Consider the following 16860-nt stretch of genomic DNA (forward strand, 5'->3'; position numbering starts at 1 on the left):
CCGAACCGGCACATGAGACTGACCCTGCGGATCTGGCGCCAGCCCGACGCCTCGGCCGACGGCGGGATGCGCACCTACGAGGTGGAGGACATCTCCCCCGACATGTCGTTCCTGGAGATGCTCGACACCCTCAACGAGACGCTCATCGAGCGCGGCGAGGAGCCCGTCGCCTTCGACCACGACTGCCGCGAGGGCATCTGCGGCGCCTGCGGCATGGTCATCAACGGCCAAGCCCACGGCCCGGAGCGCACCACCACCTGCCAGCTGCACATGCGGCACTTCTCCGACGGCGACACCATCGACGTCGAGCCGTGGCGGGCCGCGGCGTTCCCCGTCGTACGGGACCTGGTCGTCGACCGCTCCGCCCTCGACCGGGTGATCGGCGCCGGCGGCTACATCACCGCGCCAACCGGCTCGGCGCCGGAGGCCCACGCCACGGCGGTACCCAAGCCCGCCGCCGACGCGGCCTTCACGCACGCCGAGTGCATCGGCTGCGGAGCCTGCGTGGCCGCCTGCCCCAACGGCTCGGCCATGCTGTTCACCTCCGCCAAGGTGAACCACCTGAATGTCCTGCCGCAGGGTGCGCCCGAGCGGGAGAGCCGGGTGCTCGGCATGGTGGAGCAGATGGACGCCGAGGGCTTCGGCGGCTGCACGCTGACGGGTGAGTGCGCCACCGCCTGCCCCAAGGGCATCCCCATGCCCTCGATCGCCGCGATGAACCGCGAGTACCTGCGGGCCGCCGCCAAGCGGTGATCCCTTCCGGGAGGGTCCTTGGAAGAGGGGTCTTGGGGGGAGGGACCTTCCGGAGAGCCCTTTTGGGAGGGGCCGCTTACAGTGGGGAGATCATGAGCAGCGAGCGGCCCACCCTCCCCGAACTGGCGCGCCAGGCGCTCTCCTCCGTACAGCGGGGCTACGACCTGCTGGCGCCGAAGTTCGACCACACGCGGTACCGGACCCCGGACAGCGTCCTGGACGCGACCACTCGTGCCCTGAAGACGCTCGGCCCGTTCACCGACGGTCTCGACCTGTGCTGCGGCACCGGCGCCGGCACCCGTGTGCTCCGCGAGGTGTGCGCGGGCAGGACGGCGGGCCTCGATTTCAGCGCGGGCATGCTGACCCAGGCCAGGTACCGGTACGCGACAGCTCCCGGCCCCGGCCCGCACTGGGTACGGGGCGACGCACTGGCACCGCCGTTCCGGCCGGGCACCTTCGACCTGGTGGTGAGCTTCGGCGCGTTCGGCCACTTCCTGCCCGCCGAGCGCCCCCGCCTGTTCGCGCGGGTCCGCGAAACCCTCCGGGACGGCGGCACGTTCGCGTTCCCGATGGCGGCCCCGCCGCGCCCGGGCACGGCGGCGTACTGGACGCTGCTCGGATTCGACGCGGCCATGCGCGTGCGCAACGCCGTCTGGCGGCCCCGCTTCGTCATGTACTACCGCACCTGGCCACTGGCCGAGGTCCACCGCGACCTGCTCCTCGCGGGCTTCGACGTGGCCTTGCGGCCCCTCCCGGAACTGGGCCGCCGGGCGGACGACTCGCCGCGCTGCCGGCTGCTCCTCGCGACCAGGCGTTAGCCGCGTCCGGCGGTCCCGGTGAGAGGGGTGTCCCTTCGGGACCGGTCCCCTGGATCACCAGGAACCGTGGTGGGCCAGATTCAGGGCCAGGGCGGCCACCGCCAGGCAGAAGAACACGGCCCAGGGTCCCAGCTGCCAGTCCCGTACCCGCACGTGGGCACAGAACGCACCGACGAAGTAGAGGACGAGACCGGCGGCGGAGAGCAGCCCCAGCACCGGCACGGCAAACCCGGCCAACAACCCCAGCGCGCCCGTCCCCAGCAACACACCCAGGGGAAACATCCACGACCGGGGCACTCGCAACTTGTCCGCCTGGCTCTTGGGGTAGTCGTGGCCGATGAAGTTGGCGAGGGCGGCCGAACCGTTGGCGACGGCGGTGAGGAGGGTGACCACAAGGTAGGCGGTGAACACGAAGGGCTCCTTCTTGGCGAGAGCGGCGGTTGGGTGTCCACTTCTTCGACGAGACGGGACACCTGAAGGTGACACCCGCACTCCCGCACACCCGCTCCCCGGGCGGCCCTTGACCCGCCGGTGGAGCCCCTCCCCTCACAGGTAGATCCTTCTCTTGCACTTCGTGCAGTGCTTCGCCCCTCGGGGCACCTCGTGCTGACAGGGCTTCTTCGGAGCCTCTTCGGATCGCCGGCCAAGGAGGTGTTTCCTTCGGGCCCTTGCGGGATCAGTCACAGCCACGCCCCCGGTTCGAATTTGTACGGGCGCGTGGTGATCTCCCGGTAGGTGAAGTGCTCCGGGTTGTGCTTCAGGTGGAGGGTGGCCCAGTTCTGGGATACCGACCGGCTGGTATGCGGGGCGGCGGTCTGGTGGCAGACGGCGCACTGGAGGGTGAAGGTCACCGGCTCGGCGTCCGGCTCCGCGTCCGGCACCAGCCGGAATTCACGGAATCGGAAGGTCGCGCGGGTCACGGGCGCACCACCGGCTTGCCACCGTGCTGCGGGTGCCGGCGCAGCAGTACGACACAGTCGGTGACCCGGCTCCAGTCCCCCACCCTGCGCGCCGCTTCCCGCTCGCGCTCCAGCCGCGCACACTCCGCGCAGGCCGCGCCGCCCTTCACCGTCACGATGCCGCCTCCGGTACGCGCCGCGCCTCCTCCAGCCGCCGCGCCATCGCGCACGGCCGTCCGCACGTGCAGCTGTGGCACTCCTGGCGGTGCATCAGGTACGCGACCTCAAGCTGGTCGAGATCAGCCCTGCGCGGGGACGTGGAGTTCACGGCCTCCACGCCGGCCGGGTCTCGCACATCAGGGTTTCCGGACATGACTGTTCCTCTCTGTAGCTCTGCGACTACCCAGGGGATTCAGCGTGGCCTAGGGTGGTGCTGTCTTCAACTTGCGCTGATTGAGTGGAGAGTTGGGGTGAGGACTGTTGAACCGCAAAAAGTTGGACCCTGAAAAGTCGCCAGGAGCGGCCTTCGGCCAGCGTCTGCGCACGTTGCGGGAGGAGCGCGGCTGGACTCAAGAAGACTTGGCGACTCGGATGGGCTACTCCGCGACGCATATTTCCGCCGTCGAAACTGGTCGCAGATCCCCAACTCTCCGGTTTGCGCAGAGTGCTGACAAGGCGCTCGGTACCGGCACTCTGTTGGAACGGCAAAGTCGGGTAGTACGCAACACGGGGTTGCTGGAAGGTTTCCCGGAGTACGTCGTGCATGAGGCGCGCGCGACAGAGATCAGGCTCTTTGAGCTGGGTATCGTCCCGGGCCTGCTCCAGACTCCGGAGTACGCAGCCGCCATCACTTCGGGTGCCGTGCGACGGGGAGCAATCACGGAGCAACAGGCGGAGGAACGGCTGTCTCTGATCGCGAAGCGGCAGGCTTCGCTGCAACGTACTCCTCCGCCGCTGGTCTACGCGGTCCTGGATGAGAGCTGCATTCGTCGAGTGGTCGGCGGTCCAAGAGTCATGGCGGCCCAACTGGACCGGCTGGCCGCGTTCGCCGAGCTGCCCTCCACCGTCTTCCAAGTGGCTCCATACGATCTCGGCGAGCGACGGGCTTTCGATCTGCCCGTCTACATCCTGACGATGCCGGACCGCTCACTGATGTCGTACGCCGAGTCAGCGCAACAAGGACGACTGGAACGCGATACGAAGTTCGTACAGCCTCTCTTAACGGCCTACCATCAGTTGCAGGCCGAAGCAGCCTCGCAGGCGGTATCTGTTGCCGCGATCAACCAGTTGCGAAAGGGCACTCCGTGACGACCCAGACCCCGCGTTGGTTCAAGTCCTCCTACAGCAGCAACGGCGGCGCCTGCGTGGAGGTCGCCACCAACCTCGTCACCTCACACGACGTGGTCCCCGTCCGCGACTCCAAAAACCCCACAGGCCCCACCCTCAACGTCCCAGCCAGCGCCTTCACCGCCTTCATCAACGGCGTCAAGACCGAGGACCTCGGAGGCACCCCGTGACGACCGAATCCCCCCGCTGGCACAAGTCCTCCTACAGCGGAAACGGCGGCCAGTGCATCGAGGTCGCCACCAACCTCGCCCCCACACACGACGTGGTCCCCATCCGCGACTCCAAAAACCCCACCGGCCCCGCCCTCACCATCCCCACCACCGCCTTCGCCACCTTCGTCGCAGGCGTCAAAACCGGCGAACTCGGCACTGCCTGACCGCACTGCCGTGCCTCACCCGGTGGCGCGTCACCCGCTGACCGGCGTGATCGCAGCGGGCCGGCGGCGTCAAGCGGCATCTTCGCCAAAGATGTCGGCAAGCTCCTCCGTGTCGTTGGCGGCCCGCTCACGCCACGCCCGCACAGCGGGCGCCCCCCGGAAAGGGGCCCGCGGGGCAGCGCTACCCCCGCCGGGCCCTCCGCAGGAGCAGGCCGCCGATGCCGACCAGGGCGGGGAAGCCGCCCTTGGGCATGGCCGCGGCTCCCACCGCGCCGACCCCGACCAGCACGACCCCCGCGGTACGCTGGGCGGCGGTGTCTCCGTGCTGCTCCGCGGAGGTGAGCAACCGGCCGCCCATCCACAGCGCGGGCGTGGCGGCCATGAACCAGAAGGCCGCCGCCCGGTCGCCGCGCTCCGGCACGGAGTTGACCACCCCGTCACGGGCGAGCTGTGCCAGAACGTCCCGGTAGAGCACGGCACCGATCGCCCCGTGCCCGAGCGCTGTGGCCTGGAGCCACCATCCCGCCGACCGTCGCTTCATGCGCCGATCCTAGCCCCGGCCAAGGGAGTTGAGCGCACCAGGCCACCGTCTCACGGTCATGGCCGCCGCCCGGGGCCACGCCGCCGACACCCCCTCGGACGAGGGGGACCTGTCGCCGGTAGGGCCACGTCAGGCCACCGTCCAGGCGCCGTCCTGCTGGGGCTTCGCCGCCCTGGCCCGAGTGGTGCCCTCACACACCTGCGCACAACGGCGCAGGATCCTCAGCGCACCGGGTGCCCGGCCTCCCGCAGGGTCTCCTTCACCTCGCCGATCCGCAGGTCACCGAAGTGGAAGACGGAGGCGGCCAGGACGGCGTCGGCGCCGGCGGCGATCGCGGGCGGGAAGTGGTCGAGGCGGCCGGCGCCGCCGGAGGCGATCACCGGAATGGAGACGTGCTTGCGGACGGCGGCGATCATCTCCGTGTCGTAGCCGTCCTTGGTGCCGTCCGCGTCCATCGAGTTGAGCAGGATCTCGCCCGCGCCCAGCTCGGCGGCGCGGTGGGCCCACTCGACGGCGTCGATGCCGGTGCCGCGGCGCCCGCCGTGCGTGGTCACCTCGAAGCCATCGCCCTCGGCGCGGCGCCGGGCGTCCACGGACAGCACCAGGACCTGGCTGCCGAACCGTTCGGCGATCTCGCGGATCAGCTCGGGGCGGGCGATGGCGGCGGTGTTGACGCCGACCTTGTCGGCACCGGCCCGCAGCAGCTTGTCCACGTCCTCGGGGGTGCGCACGCCGCCGCCGACGGTCAGCGGGATGAACACCTGCTCGGCGGTGCGCCGCACCACGTCGTAGGTGGTCTCGCGGTCGCCGGAGGAGGCGGTGATGTCGAGGAACGTCAGCTCGTCGGCGCCCTCGGCGTCGTAGACCTTGGCCATCTCGACCGGGTCGCCCGCATCGCGCAGGTTCTGGAAGTTGACGCCCTTGACGACCCGGCCGCCGTCCACGTCCAGGCAGGGGATGACTCGGACCGCGAGGGTCATGACCGCTGTGCTCCTTGCCGGTCCCGGTACGCCTCGATCTCCACCTCGACGACGAGGCTGGGGTCGGCGAACCCGGACACGATGATCATGGACGAGACGGGCTTGATCTCGCCGAACAGCTCCTTGTGGGCGCGGCCCACCTCCTCCACGTCCCGCGCGTGGGCGAGGAACATGCGGGTACGCACCACACTCTCGGCGCCGAGCCCCAGCCGCTTCAGCGCGTCCAGCCCGACACCGAACGCGGTGACCGTCTGCTGGTACGGCGTGTCCGCGGCGACCTCGCCGTCCACGACCGAGGTGCAGCCGCCGACCAGCACCAGGCCGTTGGGCAGCTCCACGGCGCGGGAGTAGCCGAAGGGCTCCTCCCACGGTGCGTCGGACGCGATCCGCTGTATCGGGGCCATCAGGCAACCGCCTCCAACGCCTCTTCCAGGGTGAACGCCTTGGCGTAGAGGGCCTTTCCCACGATCGCGCCTTCGACACCTTCGGGCACCAGCCCGGCCAGTGCCCGCAGGTCGTCGAGGCTGGAGACGCCGCCGCTGGCGACCACGGGGCGGTCGGTGCGGGCGCACACATCGCGCAGCAGCTCCAGGTTGGGACCCTTGAGGGTGCCGTCCTTGGCGATGTCGGTGACCACGTAGCGGGCGCAGCCCTCGGCGTCGAGGCGGGCCAGCGTCTCGTACAGGTCGCCGCCGTCCCGCGTCCAGCCGCGCCCGCGCAGGGTGGTGCCGCGCACGTCGAGGCCGACGGCGATCTTGTCACCGTGCTCGGCGATGACCTTGGCCACCCACTCGGGGCTCTCCAGCGCCGCGGTGCCCAGGTTGACGCGGCGGCAGCCGGTGGCGAGCGCCGCCTTGAGCGAGGCGTCGTCGCGGATGCCGCCGGACAGCTCCACCTTGATGTCCATGGCGCGGGCGACCTGGGCGATCTGCTCCCGGTTGTCGCCGGTGCCGAAGGCGGCGTCCAGGTCGACCAGGTGCAGCCACTCCGCCCCGGCGCGCTGCCAGGCCAGGGCCGCCTCCAGCGGGTCGCCGTAGGAGGTCTCGGAACCGGACTCCCCGTGCACGAGGCGGACGGCCTGGCCGTCCCTGACGTCGACGGCGGGCAGCAGCTCGAGCCGGTTGCTCACGGCGTTCTCGCTCTCCAGGTTCGCGGGGTGTGCGGGGTTATCGGGGCTCACAGGGTGTCGATCCAGTTTCGCAGCAGCTGCGCTCCGGCGTCGCCGGACTTCTCGGGGTGGAACTGGGTGGCCCACAGCGGGCCGTTCTCCACCGCGGAGACGAAGCGGCTGCCGTGCGTCGTCCAGCTGACCAGCGGGGGCCTGAGGGCCGGGTTGGCGGTCTCCAGCTCCCAGTCGTGCACAGCGTAGGAGTGCACGAAGTAGTAGCGCGCGTCGGCGGGCAGCCCGGCGAACAGGCGCGACCCGTCGGGTGCCTCGACGGTGTTCCAGCCCATGTGCGGGACAGGGTGGCCGGGGTCGGTGGCCAGCGGTCCGACGGTGCCGGGCCACTCGTCCATGCCGTCGGCCTCGACGCCGTGCTCGATGCCGCGGGAGAAGAGGATCTGCATGCCCACGCAGATCCCCATCACGGGCCGGCCGCCCGCCAGCCGCCGCCCGATGACCCAGTGCCCGCGCGCCTCTTCCAGGCCCGCCATGCAGGCGGCGAACGCGCCCACGCCGGGGACCAGGAGGCCGTCGGCGTTCATGGCCTTGTCGTAGTCGCGGGTGATCTCGACCCGGGCACCGGCCCGCTCCAGCGCGCGCTCGGCGGAGCGGACGTTGCCGAAGCCGTAGTCGAAGACCACGACGCTCTTGGAACTGCTCATCACGACCACCAGTCCAACCGCAGGATGCCCGCCACCAGGCACATGGCCGAGGCGAGCGACAGCAGCACGATCACGCCCTTGGGCAGCTGCTGCTTCCAGAAGGAGATCGCCCCGCCGGCCAGGAAGAGCCCGACGAAGATGAGGAGGGCGGCCAGACCTGTCACAGCGCGCCCTTGGTGGACGGGATCCCCGTCTGACGGGGGTCGATCTCGCTGGCGTAGCGCAGGGCGCGGGCCAGGGCCTTGAACTGGCACTCCACGATGTGGTGCGCGTTGCGCCCGTAGGGGACGTGGACGTGCAGGGCGATCTGCGCCTGGGCGACGAACGACTCCAGGATGTGCCGGGTCATCGTCGTGTCGTAGCTGCCGATCATCGGCGCCATGCCCTCGGGCTCGGTGTGCACGAGGTAGGGGCGGCCCGACAGGTCGACGGTCACCTGGGCGAGCGACTCGTCCAGCGGCACCGAGGAGCTGGCGAACCGCACGATGCCGCGCTTGTCGCCGAGGGCCTGCTTGAAGGCGGCGCCCAGCGCCAGCGAGGTGTCCTCGATGGTGTGGTGGCTGTCGATGTGCAGGTCGCCCTCGGTCTTGACCGTCAGGTCGAACAGGCCGTGGCGGCCGAGCTGGTCGAGCATGTGGTCGTAGAAGCCCACCCCCGTCGACACGTCCACGACCCCCGTGCCGTCGAGGTCGATCTCGACGACGACGGACGTCTCCTTGGTGGTGCGCTCCACACGGCCCTTGCGCGTCATGCCTCGCTCTTCTCCTTCAGCTCCTTCGTCACGGCTCGCACCGCGTCGAGGAACGCGTCGTTCTCCTCCGGCGTGCCCGCCGAGACCCGCAGCCAGCCGGGCACCCCGTTGTCCCGCACCAGCACGCCGTGCGCCAGCAGCCCCTCCCACACGGCGTGGGAGCCTGCCGCGCCGTCGAAGCGGCCGAACTGCACGAAGTTGGCGTCCGACTCGGTGACCTGAAGGCCCATGGCCCGCAGCTCGCGCACCAGCCGGTCGCGTTCGGCCTTGAGCTGCTCGACGTAGCCGAGGAGGGTGTCGGTGTGCTCCAGCGCCGCCAGCGCGGTGGCCTGGGTGACGGCCGAGAGGTGGTACGGCAGCCGCACCAGCTGGACGGCGTCCACGACGGCCGGGTCGGCGGCCAGGTAGCCGAGCCGCAGCCCGGCGGCGCCGAACGCCTTGGACATGGTGCGGGTGAGCACCAGGGTGGGACGGCCCTCGATCAGCGGCAGCAGCGAGGGGCGGTGCGAGAACTCGCCGTACGCCTCGTCCACCACCACCAGCGCGCCGTGCTCGGGCCGCGCCGCCTGTGCCGCCTCGTACAGGGCCAGCACGGTCTGTTCGGTGACGGCGGTGCCGGTGGGGTTGTTGGGCGAGCAGATGAAGACGACGTCGGGCCTGTGCTCGGCGATGGCGGCGACGGCGGCCTCGACATCGATGGTGAAGTCGTCGTCGCGCGGCCCGGAGATCCAGCCGGTGCCGGTGCCCCGGGAGATCAGCGCGTGCATCGAGTACGACGGCTCGAAGCCCAGCGCGACCCGGCCGGGGCCGCCGAACGTCTGGAGGAGCTGCTGGATCACCTCGTTGGAGCCGTTGGCCGCCCACACCTGCTCGCGGGCGACGGTGTGGCCCGCCGTGCGCGTCAGGTACTCCGCGAGCCTGGTGCGCAGCTCGACGGCGTCCCGGTCCGGGTAGCGGTTGAGCCGGCGGGCGGCCTCGGTGACGCGCTCGGCGATGCGGGCGACCAGCGCGTCGGGGAGCGGGTAGGGGTTCTCGTTGGTGTTCAGCCGCACCGGCACGTCCAGCTGCGGCGCGCCGTAGGGGGACTTGCCGCGCAGCTCGTCCCGTACGGGGAGGGCGGCCAACGAGGACACAGGGGTGTTACCGGTCACGAGTCGTTCGGGACCTTCCAGTCGAACCTTGCCTTGAGTGCCGCGCCGTGCGCGGGCAGGTCCTCCGCCTCCGCGAGGGCGACCACGTGGTGGGTGACCTCGGCCAGCGCGTCGCGCGAGTAGTCCACGACGTGGATGCCGCGCAGGAAGGACTGCACCGACAGACCCGAGGAGTGGCAGGCGCAGCCGCCCGTGGGCAGCACGTGGTTGGAGCCCGCCGCGTAGTCGCCCAGCGAGACGGGCGCGTAGGGGCCGACGAAGACGGCGCCCGCGTTGCGCACCCGGGCCGCCCAGGCCGCCGCGTCGGCGGTCTGGATCTCCAGGTGCTCGGCCGCGTACGCGTTGACGACGGCCAGCCCGTGCTCCAGGGAGTCCACGAGGACGATGCCCGACTGGCGCCCGGCCAGCGCCTCGGCGATGCGCTCGCTGTGCTTGGTGGCCGGCACCTGCGTCTTCAGCTCCGCCTCGACGGCCTCGGCCAGCGCCTCGGAGGGCGTGACGAGGACGGCCGCGGCCACCACGTCGTGCTCGGCCTGGCTGATGAGGTCGGCGGCGACGTGCACCGGGTCGGCGGTGTCGTCCGCCAGGATGGCGATCTCGGTCGGGCCCGCCTCGGAGTCGATGCCGATGACGCCCTTGAGCAGCCGCTTGGCGGCGGCCACGTAGATGTTGCCGGGGCCGGTGACCAGCTGGGCGGGGGCGCACTCGTCGGTGCCGTACGCGAACATCGCCACGGCCTGGGCGCCGCCGGCCGCGTAGACCTCGTCCACGCCCAGCAGGGCGCAGGCCGCCAGGATGGTGGGGTGCGGCAGGCCGTCCCACGGGGTGCCGGGGGCCTGCTGCGGCGGCGAGGAGACGGCCAGCGAGCCGACCCCGGCCTCCTGCGCGGGCACCACGTTCATCACCACGGACGACGGGTAGACGGCCCGCCCGCCCGGCACGTACAGGCCCACCCGCTCGACGGGCACCCACCGCTCGGTGACGGTGCCGCCGGGCACGACCCGCACCGTGGAGTCGGTGCGCCGCTGGTCGCGGTGGACGATCCGGGCGCGCCGGATCGACTCCTCCAGCGCGGCGCGGACGGCCGGATCCAGCTCCTCCAGCGCCTTGGCCGGCGCCTCGGAGGGCACCCTCAGCCGCTCCAGTCGCACACCGTCGAACTTCTCCGTGTACTCGAGCACCGCCGCCGAGCCGCGATGCCGTACGTCGTCGCAGAGGGGCCGCACCTTCTCCAGGGCGGCCTCGACGTCCAGCTCGGCGCGGGGCAGCAGGTCACGGTCGATGGTGCCGGCGGCCGGACCCTGGTCAGGGACGGCCGGGGAGCCCGGCCGGGGGCCGGCGGAGGAACCACGCAGATCGATTCGGGAGATCACACGGTCAAGTCTCTCAGACCCGCGCCGCGCGCCCGCCTCCCGTATCAGAGGCTGATACAGGTCACATCAGGCAAGCGTCGCCTCCCGCGTTCATCCGGTCACAGAGCGGGAAAGGAAGCGGTACGACCCTCACCTTCGCACACGGCCCGTGACCGAGGGCCGGCTCCGAGGACCACCGACGCACACCGAGGGGGGATGCGCGTGAGCGAGCCAGCGGACTCCGGTGAGCCGCCGCCGGGGCTGCGGCTGACGACTGCCGAGTGGGGGATGTGGCAGGCGTTCCGCAACGGCACCGAGCACGACCTGCGCACGGGGGAACCCGAACTGGACGACCCCAACGGGGACCACCCCTGGGGCCCGGAGCGCACGGTGCGCGCCCGGGTGATAGCCCTGCTGCTGCTCCACGGGCCTCCGCCGCTGCTGGGCCGGGTGGCCTCCCTCCACCTGACCGGCGCCTTCGTCACCGGCTGCCTGGACCTGGCGGGCGGCGCGGTCGAGCCGTACTTCGAGCTGCGGGGCTGCCGCTTCCAGGACGAGGTGCGGATGCCGGAGGCCCGGGTGCACACGGCGCGCTTCGTCGCCTGCTACCTGCCGCGCCTGGAGGCGGCGCGGCTGACCACCGAGGGCGACCTGCACCTGCCCCGGTGCAGCATCCCCGAGGGCATCAGGCTGACGGACGCGACGATCGGCACCGATCTGCTGCTGAACGAGGCCACCGTCGGCAGCGGCCGGCGCACCCGCGCGCTCGCCGCTGACGGCCTCAGCGTCTCCCAGGAGCTCCAGGCCAGCCTGCTGGTCACCGACGGGCAGGTCAGCCTGCGCGGCGCCACCATCGGCAGCTCCCTGCACATGTTCGGCTCCGTCCTGCGCAACCCGCGCGGCCGCTTCGCGCTGTACGCGCCGCAGATGACCGTCGAACAGGTGGCCAGCTTCGCCGACGCCGGCCGCGGCAGCGCCCCGCAGATATACGGCTCCACCCCGCCCACCGGCACCCGCTACGGCCTCGCCGAGGAGCCGGGGCCCCTCCCGCAGGCCGCCGGCTTCCCCCGCACCGCGTGGGACCCCCACCGCACCAGGCACTTCGAGTGCGCCGGCGGCATGGTGCTGGACGACGGGCGGTTCGGCTCCTCGCTGGTGATCGAGAACGCCCGCCTGGAGATGCAGCGCGACCAGGAGCTGTCGCTGCGCCGCATCAGCACACCCGAGCTGACCTTCACCCCGCAGCTGCCCGAGCGCGGACTCGTGGTGCTCTCGGGCGCGAGCGTCGAGAAGCTGATGGACCGCGCCTCCAGCTGGCCGCACGACCACCGGCTGTGGATGGCGGGCTTCACCTACCAGCACGCCATCCCGAAAGAGGGCCACTTCAACGTCCGCGAGCGGCTCCAGTGGATCAACGCCGCCACCGCCGAGTACGCGCCCGAGCCGTACGAGCAGCTGGCCGCGATGTACCGCAACAGCGGCGAGGACACCAACGCGCGCCTCGTGCTGCTGGCCAAACAGCGCCGCCGCCGCGAGACGCTGCCGCTGCCCGGCAAGGTGTGGGGCGTCCTCCAGGACTGGACGGTGGCCTACGGCTACCGGCCCGGACAGGCCGCGCTGTGGATGGCGGTGCTGTGGCTGGCCGGGGCCCTGCTGTTCGAGGCGCACCGGCCGGCGGCGCTCAAGGAGGGCGAGTCGCCGCACTGGAACGCGGCCCTCTACACGCTCGACCTGCTGCTGCCCGTCATCTCCTTCGGGCAGGACACGGCGTGGAACCCGGCGGGCGGCTACCAGTGGATCGCCGCCGTCATGATCCTGGCGGGCTGGGTGCTGGCGACGACGGTGGCCGCGGGCGCCACGCGGCTGCTGCGGCGCCAGTGACGCGGGAGCCGCGCGGACGTGAGCGCCGGGGCGGATGTGCCGGGCGGGGATTGTCCGGCACACCCGCCCCCTCGTCAGGCGCCGGAGGCTTTAGGCTTACCGGTTGTGACAACCGCGCTTCCGCTCTTCCCCCTCAACTCGGTGCTGTTCCCGGGGCTGGTGCTGCCGCTGAACATCTTCGAGCCGCGGTACCGCGCACTGATGCGTGACCTGCTGGCGCTGCCCGAGGACGCGCCCCGCCGCTTCGGCGTGGTCGCCATCCGGGACGGCCGCGAGGTCGCCCCGGCGGCCACCGGCATGCCCGACACGGCGCCGCCGCAGGGCAGCGATCCGGCGGCGGGCTTCGGCCCCGACCCGATCAAGTCGTTCTACACGGTCGGGTGCGTCGCGGACGCCTCCACGATCCGCGAGCGTGCCGTGGACCTGGGCGCGGCCGACGCCGCGGGCGCCGCCGAGGAGGCCGCGGCGGGCCTCGGCCCCCGCTCCGACGAGACCGGGTACGAGGTGCTGGCCACCGGCACCACCCGGTTCCGGCTGCTGTCGGTGGACGCCTCGGGGCCGTATCTGACCGGCGAGATCGAGGAGTTGCCCGAGGAGGAGGGCGACGAGGCCGGCGCGCTGGCCTCCGGCGTGCTGCGGGCCTTCCGCGCCTACCAGAAGCGGCTGGCCGGCGCCCGCGAGCGGACCCTGGCCACCGGGCAGGAGCAGGACCTGCCGGACGACCCCTCCGTCGTCTCCTACCTCGTCGCGGCGGCCACGGTGCTCGACACCCCCGCCAAGCAGCGGCTGCTCCAGGCCCCCGACACCGCGACCCGGCTCGCCGACGAGCTGAAGCTGCTGCGCAGGGAGACGGCCGTCATCGGCAAGCTGCCGTCGCTGCCCGCGGCGGACCTGACCCGCAATCCGACCAGCCAGAACTGAGCGACCGCCGGAGGGCGGAACACGTGGCGAAGAAGAGCAAGCGGCAGGGGTCGGCGACCCCCGCCACCGTGGCCGCTACGGAGGCGGGCATCGCCTTCGAAACCCACGCCTACACCCACGACCCGGCAGCCGCCTCGTACGGCGAGGAGGCCGCCGAGGCGCTGGGCGTACCGCCCGAGCGGGTCTTCAAGACCCTGGTGGCCGAGGTCGACGGCGCGCTGACCGTCGCCGTCGTCCCCGTCTCCGCGTCCCTGGACCTCAAGGCGCTGGCCGCCGCCCGCGAGGGCAAGCGGGCCGTGATGGCGGACCCGGCCGCCGCCGAGCGCGCCACCGGGTACGTCCGCGGCGGCATCTCCCCCCTGGGGCAGCGCAAGCGCCTGCCGACCGTCCTCGACTCCTCGGCGGAGGAGCACGCCACCATCTGCGTCTCCGCCGGACGCCGCGGACTGGAGATCGAGCTGGCCCCGAAGGACCTCGCCGAGCTGACGGGTGCCGTCCTGGCCCCGGTGGCCCGCGCCTGACGGGACGCGGGCCACCGCCCCGGACGGCGGGACGCGGGCCCAGCCCTCACGCGCCCCACCCGGCGGCGGGACGCGGGCTCAGCGCTGCCAGCCGCCCGGGGCGGGGGCAGCGGCGGCGGGCGGCTCGTCGCGGGGGCCGAACAGCACGGTGGCCAGCAGGTGGACGAGGGTGGCGGCGACCGGCCAGGCCAGCAGCACCCCGTAGGCGTGCAGCTCCAGGGGCGCGTCGAAGGTGGCGCCCTTCCCGGCCGCCCGCGCCGCCGCGCGGATGTCGGTGTCGGGGCCGAACCACACCCCGATGCGCCAGGCCAGGAGCGCTCCCAGGAAGGCCCCGAACGCGAGGCCGACGACGAGGCCGACGCCCCCCTTGCGGCGGGCCAGGAAGACGACGAGGCCCGACACCACGCCGAACCCCAGACCGAGCAGCGCGAAGACGCCGTCCGCGCCGATGACCTCCTCGCCCTCCGGGTGCTTGAAGAGGACCAGCTCCCCGTTGGTGTAGAGCGGGACCCGGGGGGCCAGCCACAGCCACAGGAAGCCCAGCGCCACCCCGGCCACGGCGACCGCCACCGCGCAGACGGCGACCTCCCGCAGCTCCCGCCGGGCCAGCTGCCCGCCGTCGCCGCCGCCAGTGCTCCCCGCGTACGGGGAGAGGGGCGGCGGGGCCGCGCGGCCGGTTCCGTGCCGGTCGTCGGGCCGTGCTCGCGGGGCGGAGGGGCGGGAGGGGTCAGGGTTGTGCGGGGAGGGCGTCGGTACGGTCACGGAGCCCATCGTGCCAGGCCCGCGCGGTGCCGGCCGCTCCGGCCCTGGAACCACGCGCCGGGAGGGTCAGCGGGTGGCGGCCCACCGGTAGGCGCGGGTGGCGAGGGCGAGCGAGAGCACGCCGACCGCCGCGCACACGCCGAGATCCACCAGGACGCTCCCCCAGTCGGGGTGCGCCTCGAAAGTACGCGCGAAAGCCTCCACCCCGTACGTGGAGGGCAGCAGGTCCCGCGCCCACTGGACGACCGTCGGCAGCCCGCCCCCGGGCAGCACGCCCAGCAGCAGCGCCGCGGACATGCCCAACTGCCCGCCGAGGGTGGCCAGCTCCGGACGGGGCGCGAGCAGGCCCAGCGCCGCGCCGAGCCCGGCGAGCGCGGCCCCGGCGAGGGGGACGACCGCGACGAGCACCCACAGCCCGCCCAGCGGCAGCTGGAAGAGCAGGCTGCCGACGACGGCCGTCACCGCCACACCGGGCACGGTGAACGACGCGTAGGCCGCCGCCGCGCCCAGCACCACGGAGGCGGCGGGCACGGGCAGCGTCGCGTAGTGGTCGAGACCGCCCCCCGCCCGTAGCTGCCCGAAGTACTGGGCCAGCAGATTCAGCGCGACGAAGGCGACGACCAGCACGCTGGATCCGGCCACGACGGCCCGCGCCTCCGCGCCGCCGTCCACCACGCCGCGCATCAGGACCATGATGCCGAGCGACTGGAAGGTCGCCACGAACAGCAGCGGGATGCGCGCCACCCGCGCCCGGGAGAGCTGCGCCCGGTAGACCGCCCCCAGCGCGCCCCACAACCCGGCCCGCGGCGCCAGTGCCACCTGCCCACCCCCCACGCCCACCCCTTGGCCGGGCACATCCACCACGCCCCCGTCCGGCCCCCGGCCGGACGCCCCAACGTCCCCGGGCACGCCCTCCCCGGGAAGCGCCTCGACATCCCCGTGCGGCCCCCGGCCGGAAGGAGCCGCCACATCCCCGGCGACGCCCTGCCCAGGATGAGCCGCCACGTCCTCGCACGTCCCCCGGCCGGGAAGCGCCTCAACATGCCCGTGCGCGCCCTGCCCGGAAGGAGCAGCCACCTCCTCGCGCGGCCCCTGACCGGGGAGAGCCTCGGCGTCCCCGTGCGCGTCGGCTTCCGCGCGGCCCCGCGCCTGCACCCGGGCCTCGTCGCCGCCGCTGTCGGCGCCGACGCCGGCAGCGGTCCGGTCGGCGGGCTCCGGGCCGTCCGTCGTGCGGTCCGCGGCGCCCGCAGGCTCTTCCGTCGGGGCCGGGGGGCGGTGCGCCGGAGCGTCCGGCGTCCCGGAACCGGAATCGGGGCCGGGCGCGGAGCCGGCCGGGGCGTCGGCTGTCCCGGGCGTGTGGGGGGCCGGGGCGTCGTCCGGGGCCGTCGGGCGGCCCTCCGCCGTGGTCCTCACCCGAGCCCGCCCCTCGTCCGGACGCCCCGCGCGGGGCGCGGGTGCGGCGTGTTCCTGGTGCTGGTCATCTCGTGCAACTTCCGTCCCGTCGCCCCGGCGCGGTTCCCGTCCCGCACGTTCCGCCGCCCCGCGCCGCCGTACCGCTCCCACGCCCTCACGCCTTCACCAGCCCCTCCGCACCGTCCTCACCCGCGGCCCGGCCGCCGAGGGCGAGGTAGACGTCCTCCAGGCTGGGGGTGGCGAGCCGGAAGTCGTCGAGTGCGGGGAAGGCGGGGCCGCCGGTGACGAGGGCGACCGCCTCCCGGGCGCCCTCGGGGGTGAGCCGCAGCGTCCAGCGGCGGCCCGAGACGAGGGCGTCCGCGGCGAGCCCGGCGATCTCGGGGATCTCCACGGGCGCGCGGTCGCGCCACATCAGTTCCAGCCGGACGTCTTCCCCGACGGTGGCCTTGAGCCCGGCGGGCGAGTCGCAGGCGATCACCCGCCCCCGGTCCAGTACGGCGACCCGGTCGAGGACGGTCTCGGCCTCGATCACGTTGTGGGTCACCAGCAGCACCGTCGTGCCGCGCT

23 protein-coding genes and 1 pseudogene are annotated in these 16860 nt (G+C 73.0%); 8 read left to right on the top strand and 16 right to left on the bottom strand.

Features of this window, described 5'->3' with window-relative positions; genetic code table 11:
* Window positions 1-12: 12 nt before the first annotated feature.
* Both FM076_RS07835 and FM076_RS07840 read left to right on the top strand, forming a co-directional pair.
* Window positions 13-753 carry a succinate dehydrogenase/fumarate reductase iron-sulfur subunit gene (locus FM076_RS07835; protein ID WP_173874582.1) on the top strand — a complete coding sequence of 247 codons (741 nt, stop codon included), beginning with the start codon at window positions 13-15 and terminating at the stop codon, window positions 751-753.
* Window positions 754-845: 92 nt separating this feature from the next.
* Window positions 846-1571 carry a class I SAM-dependent methyltransferase gene (locus tag FM076_RS07840; RefSeq protein ID WP_180217731.1) on the top strand — a complete coding sequence of 242 codons (726 nt, stop codon included), beginning with the start codon at window positions 846-848 and terminating at the stop codon, window positions 1569-1571.
* Between the two features lie 54 nt (window positions 1572-1625).
* Here the strand turns inward: FM076_RS07840 and FM076_RS07845 are convergent, their stop codons facing one another.
* From FM076_RS07845 to FM076_RS07860, 4 genes are all read right to left on the bottom strand, one after another.
* Complete coding sequence (locus FM076_RS07845; protein WP_173869211.1) at window positions 1626-1982, bottom strand: DoxX family protein; 357 nt, start codon at window positions 1980-1982, stop codon at window positions 1626-1628.
* A gap of 269 nt (window positions 1983-2251) precedes the next feature.
* Window positions 2252-2491 carry a hypothetical protein gene (locus tag FM076_RS07850; protein ID WP_173869212.1) on the bottom strand — a complete coding sequence of 80 codons (240 nt, stop codon included), beginning with the start codon at window positions 2489-2491 and terminating at the stop codon, window positions 2252-2254.
* On the bottom strand, window positions 2488-2646 hold the full coding sequence (locus FM076_RS07855) for a hypothetical protein (RefSeq protein ID WP_173867889.1): 159 nt from the start codon (window positions 2644-2646) through the stop codon (window positions 2488-2490). The genes FM076_RS07850 and FM076_RS07855 overlap by 4 nt, the downstream gene beginning before the upstream one ends.
* Window positions 2643-2843, bottom strand: coding sequence for a hypothetical protein (locus FM076_RS07860; protein WP_173869213.1), 201 nt, complete (start codon window positions 2841-2843; stop codon window positions 2643-2645). The genes FM076_RS07855 and FM076_RS07860 overlap by 4 nt, the downstream gene beginning before the upstream one ends.
* A gap of 104 nt (window positions 2844-2947) precedes the next feature.
* Between FM076_RS07860 and FM076_RS07865 the strand changes: the two genes are divergently transcribed.
* The 3 genes from FM076_RS07865 to FM076_RS07875 are packed head-to-tail and all read left to right on the top strand — an operon-like array spanning window position 2948 to window position 4193.
* The gene (locus FM076_RS07865) at window positions 2948-3778 is read left to right on the top strand and encodes a helix-turn-helix domain-containing protein (RefSeq protein WP_173874584.1); all 831 of its coding nucleotides are present in this window, start codon (window positions 2948-2950) and stop codon (window positions 3776-3778) included.
* The gene (locus FM076_RS07870) at window positions 3775-3987 is read left to right on the top strand and encodes a DUF397 domain-containing protein (protein ID WP_173869214.1); all 213 of its coding nucleotides are present in this window, start codon (window positions 3775-3777) and stop codon (window positions 3985-3987) included. The genes FM076_RS07865 and FM076_RS07870 overlap by 4 nt, the downstream gene beginning before the upstream one ends.
* Window positions 3984-4193 carry a DUF397 domain-containing protein gene (locus FM076_RS07875; protein ID WP_173869215.1) on the top strand — a complete coding sequence of 70 codons (210 nt, stop codon included), beginning with the start codon at window positions 3984-3986 and terminating at the stop codon, window positions 4191-4193. The genes FM076_RS07870 and FM076_RS07875 overlap by 4 nt, the downstream gene beginning before the upstream one ends.
* A gap of 181 nt (window positions 4194-4374) precedes the next feature.
* On the opposite strand, the gene FM076_RS07880 is transcribed toward FM076_RS07875, so the two are convergent.
* The 9 genes from FM076_RS07880 to hisD form a co-directional block, all read right to left on the bottom strand.
* Window positions 4375-4734: a DUF6463 family protein gene (locus FM076_RS07880; protein ID WP_173869216.1), complete on the bottom strand. Its 360-nt coding sequence runs from the start codon at window positions 4732-4734 to the stop codon at window positions 4375-4377.
* A 221-nt stretch (window positions 4735-4955) separates the two neighbouring features.
* Window positions 4956-5714, bottom strand: a complete 759-nt coding sequence (gene hisF / locus FM076_RS07885; protein ID WP_173869217.1) for an imidazole glycerol phosphate synthase subunit HisF — start codon at window positions 5712-5714, stop codon at window positions 4956-4958.
* Window positions 5711-6118: a Rid family hydrolase gene (locus FM076_RS07890; RefSeq protein ID WP_173869218.1), complete on the bottom strand. Its 408-nt coding sequence runs from the start codon at window positions 6116-6118 to the stop codon at window positions 5711-5713. The genes hisF and FM076_RS07890 overlap by 4 nt, the downstream gene beginning before the upstream one ends.
* Window positions 6118-6843 (bottom strand): bifunctional 1-(5-phosphoribosyl)-5-((5-phosphoribosylamino)methylideneamino)imidazole-4-carboxamide isomerase/phosphoribosylanthranilate isomerase PriA, encoded by a 726-nt coding sequence (priA, locus tag FM076_RS07895; RefSeq protein WP_173869219.1) that lies wholly within the window; start codon window positions 6841-6843, stop codon window positions 6118-6120. Before priA ends, FM076_RS07890 begins: the two co-directional genes overlap by 1 nt.
* A 47-nt stretch (window positions 6844-6890) precedes the next feature.
* Window positions 6891-7541 carry an imidazole glycerol phosphate synthase subunit HisH gene (gene hisH / locus FM076_RS07900; protein ID WP_173869220.1) on the bottom strand — a complete coding sequence of 217 codons (651 nt, stop codon included), beginning with the start codon at window positions 7539-7541 and terminating at the stop codon, window positions 6891-6893.
* Window positions 7541-7705: a hypothetical protein gene (locus FM076_RS07905; RefSeq protein WP_173869221.1), complete on the bottom strand. Its 165-nt coding sequence runs from the start codon at window positions 7703-7705 to the stop codon at window positions 7541-7543. Before FM076_RS07905 ends, hisH begins: the two co-directional genes overlap by 1 nt.
* Entirely contained in the window at window positions 7702-8292 is a 591-nt protein-coding gene (gene hisB, locus FM076_RS07910) for an imidazoleglycerol-phosphate dehydratase HisB (protein WP_173869222.1), read from the bottom strand. The genes FM076_RS07905 and hisB overlap by 4 nt, the downstream gene beginning before the upstream one ends.
* Window positions 8289-9443: a histidinol-phosphate transaminase gene (locus FM076_RS07915; protein WP_428814728.1), complete on the bottom strand. Its 1155-nt coding sequence runs from the start codon at window positions 9441-9443 to the stop codon at window positions 8289-8291. The genes hisB and FM076_RS07915 overlap by 4 nt, the downstream gene beginning before the upstream one ends.
* A complete protein-coding gene (hisD, locus tag FM076_RS07920) occupies window positions 9440-10816 on the bottom strand; it encodes a histidinol dehydrogenase (protein ID WP_428814729.1) in 1377 nt (458 codons plus the stop codon). Before hisD ends, FM076_RS07915 begins: the two co-directional genes overlap by 4 nt.
* Window positions 10817-11017: 201 nt before the next feature.
* On the opposite strand from hisD, the gene FM076_RS07925 reads away from it, so the two are divergent.
* The 3 genes from FM076_RS07925 (at window position 11018) to ybaK (ending at window position 14118) form a co-directional block, all read left to right on the top strand.
* Window positions 11018-12676, top strand: coding sequence for an oxidoreductase (locus FM076_RS07925; RefSeq protein WP_173869223.1), 1659 nt, complete (start codon window positions 11018-11020; stop codon window positions 12674-12676).
* Window positions 12677-12781: 105 nt separating this feature from the next.
* Window positions 12782-13597: an LON peptidase substrate-binding domain-containing protein gene (locus tag FM076_RS07930; protein WP_173869224.1), complete on the top strand. Its 816-nt coding sequence runs from the start codon at window positions 12782-12784 to the stop codon at window positions 13595-13597.
* Window positions 13598-13620: 23 nt separating this feature from the next.
* On the top strand, window positions 13621-14118 hold the full coding sequence (ybaK, locus tag FM076_RS07935) for a Cys-tRNA(Pro) deacylase (RefSeq protein WP_173869225.1): 498 nt from the start codon (window positions 13621-13623) through the stop codon (window positions 14116-14118).
* Window positions 14119-14196: 78 nt separating this feature from the next.
* Here ybaK and FM076_RS07940 read toward each other — a convergent pair whose 3' ends face one another.
* From FM076_RS07940 to FM076_RS33495, 3 genes and pseudogenes are all read right to left on the bottom strand, one after another.
* Window positions 14197-14880 carry a hypothetical protein gene (locus FM076_RS07940; RefSeq protein ID WP_173869226.1) on the bottom strand — a complete coding sequence of 228 codons (684 nt, stop codon included), beginning with the start codon at window positions 14878-14880 and terminating at the stop codon, window positions 14197-14199.
* Window positions 14881-14946: 66 nt separating this feature from the next.
* A complete protein-coding gene (locus FM076_RS07945) occupies window positions 14947-15744 on the bottom strand; it encodes an ABC transporter permease (RefSeq protein WP_428815139.1) in 798 nt (265 codons plus the stop codon).
* Window positions 15745-16447: 703 nt separating this feature from the next.
* Window positions 16448-16860 (bottom strand): annotated as a pseudogene (locus FM076_RS33495) (ABC transporter ATP-binding protein); the annotation flags it as partial.

Origin of the sequence: Streptomyces albus subsp. chlorinus (assembly GCF_013302895.1) — a bacterium.
GTDB lineage: Bacteria > Actinomycetota > Actinomycetes > Streptomycetales > Streptomycetaceae > Streptomyces > Streptomyces chlorinus.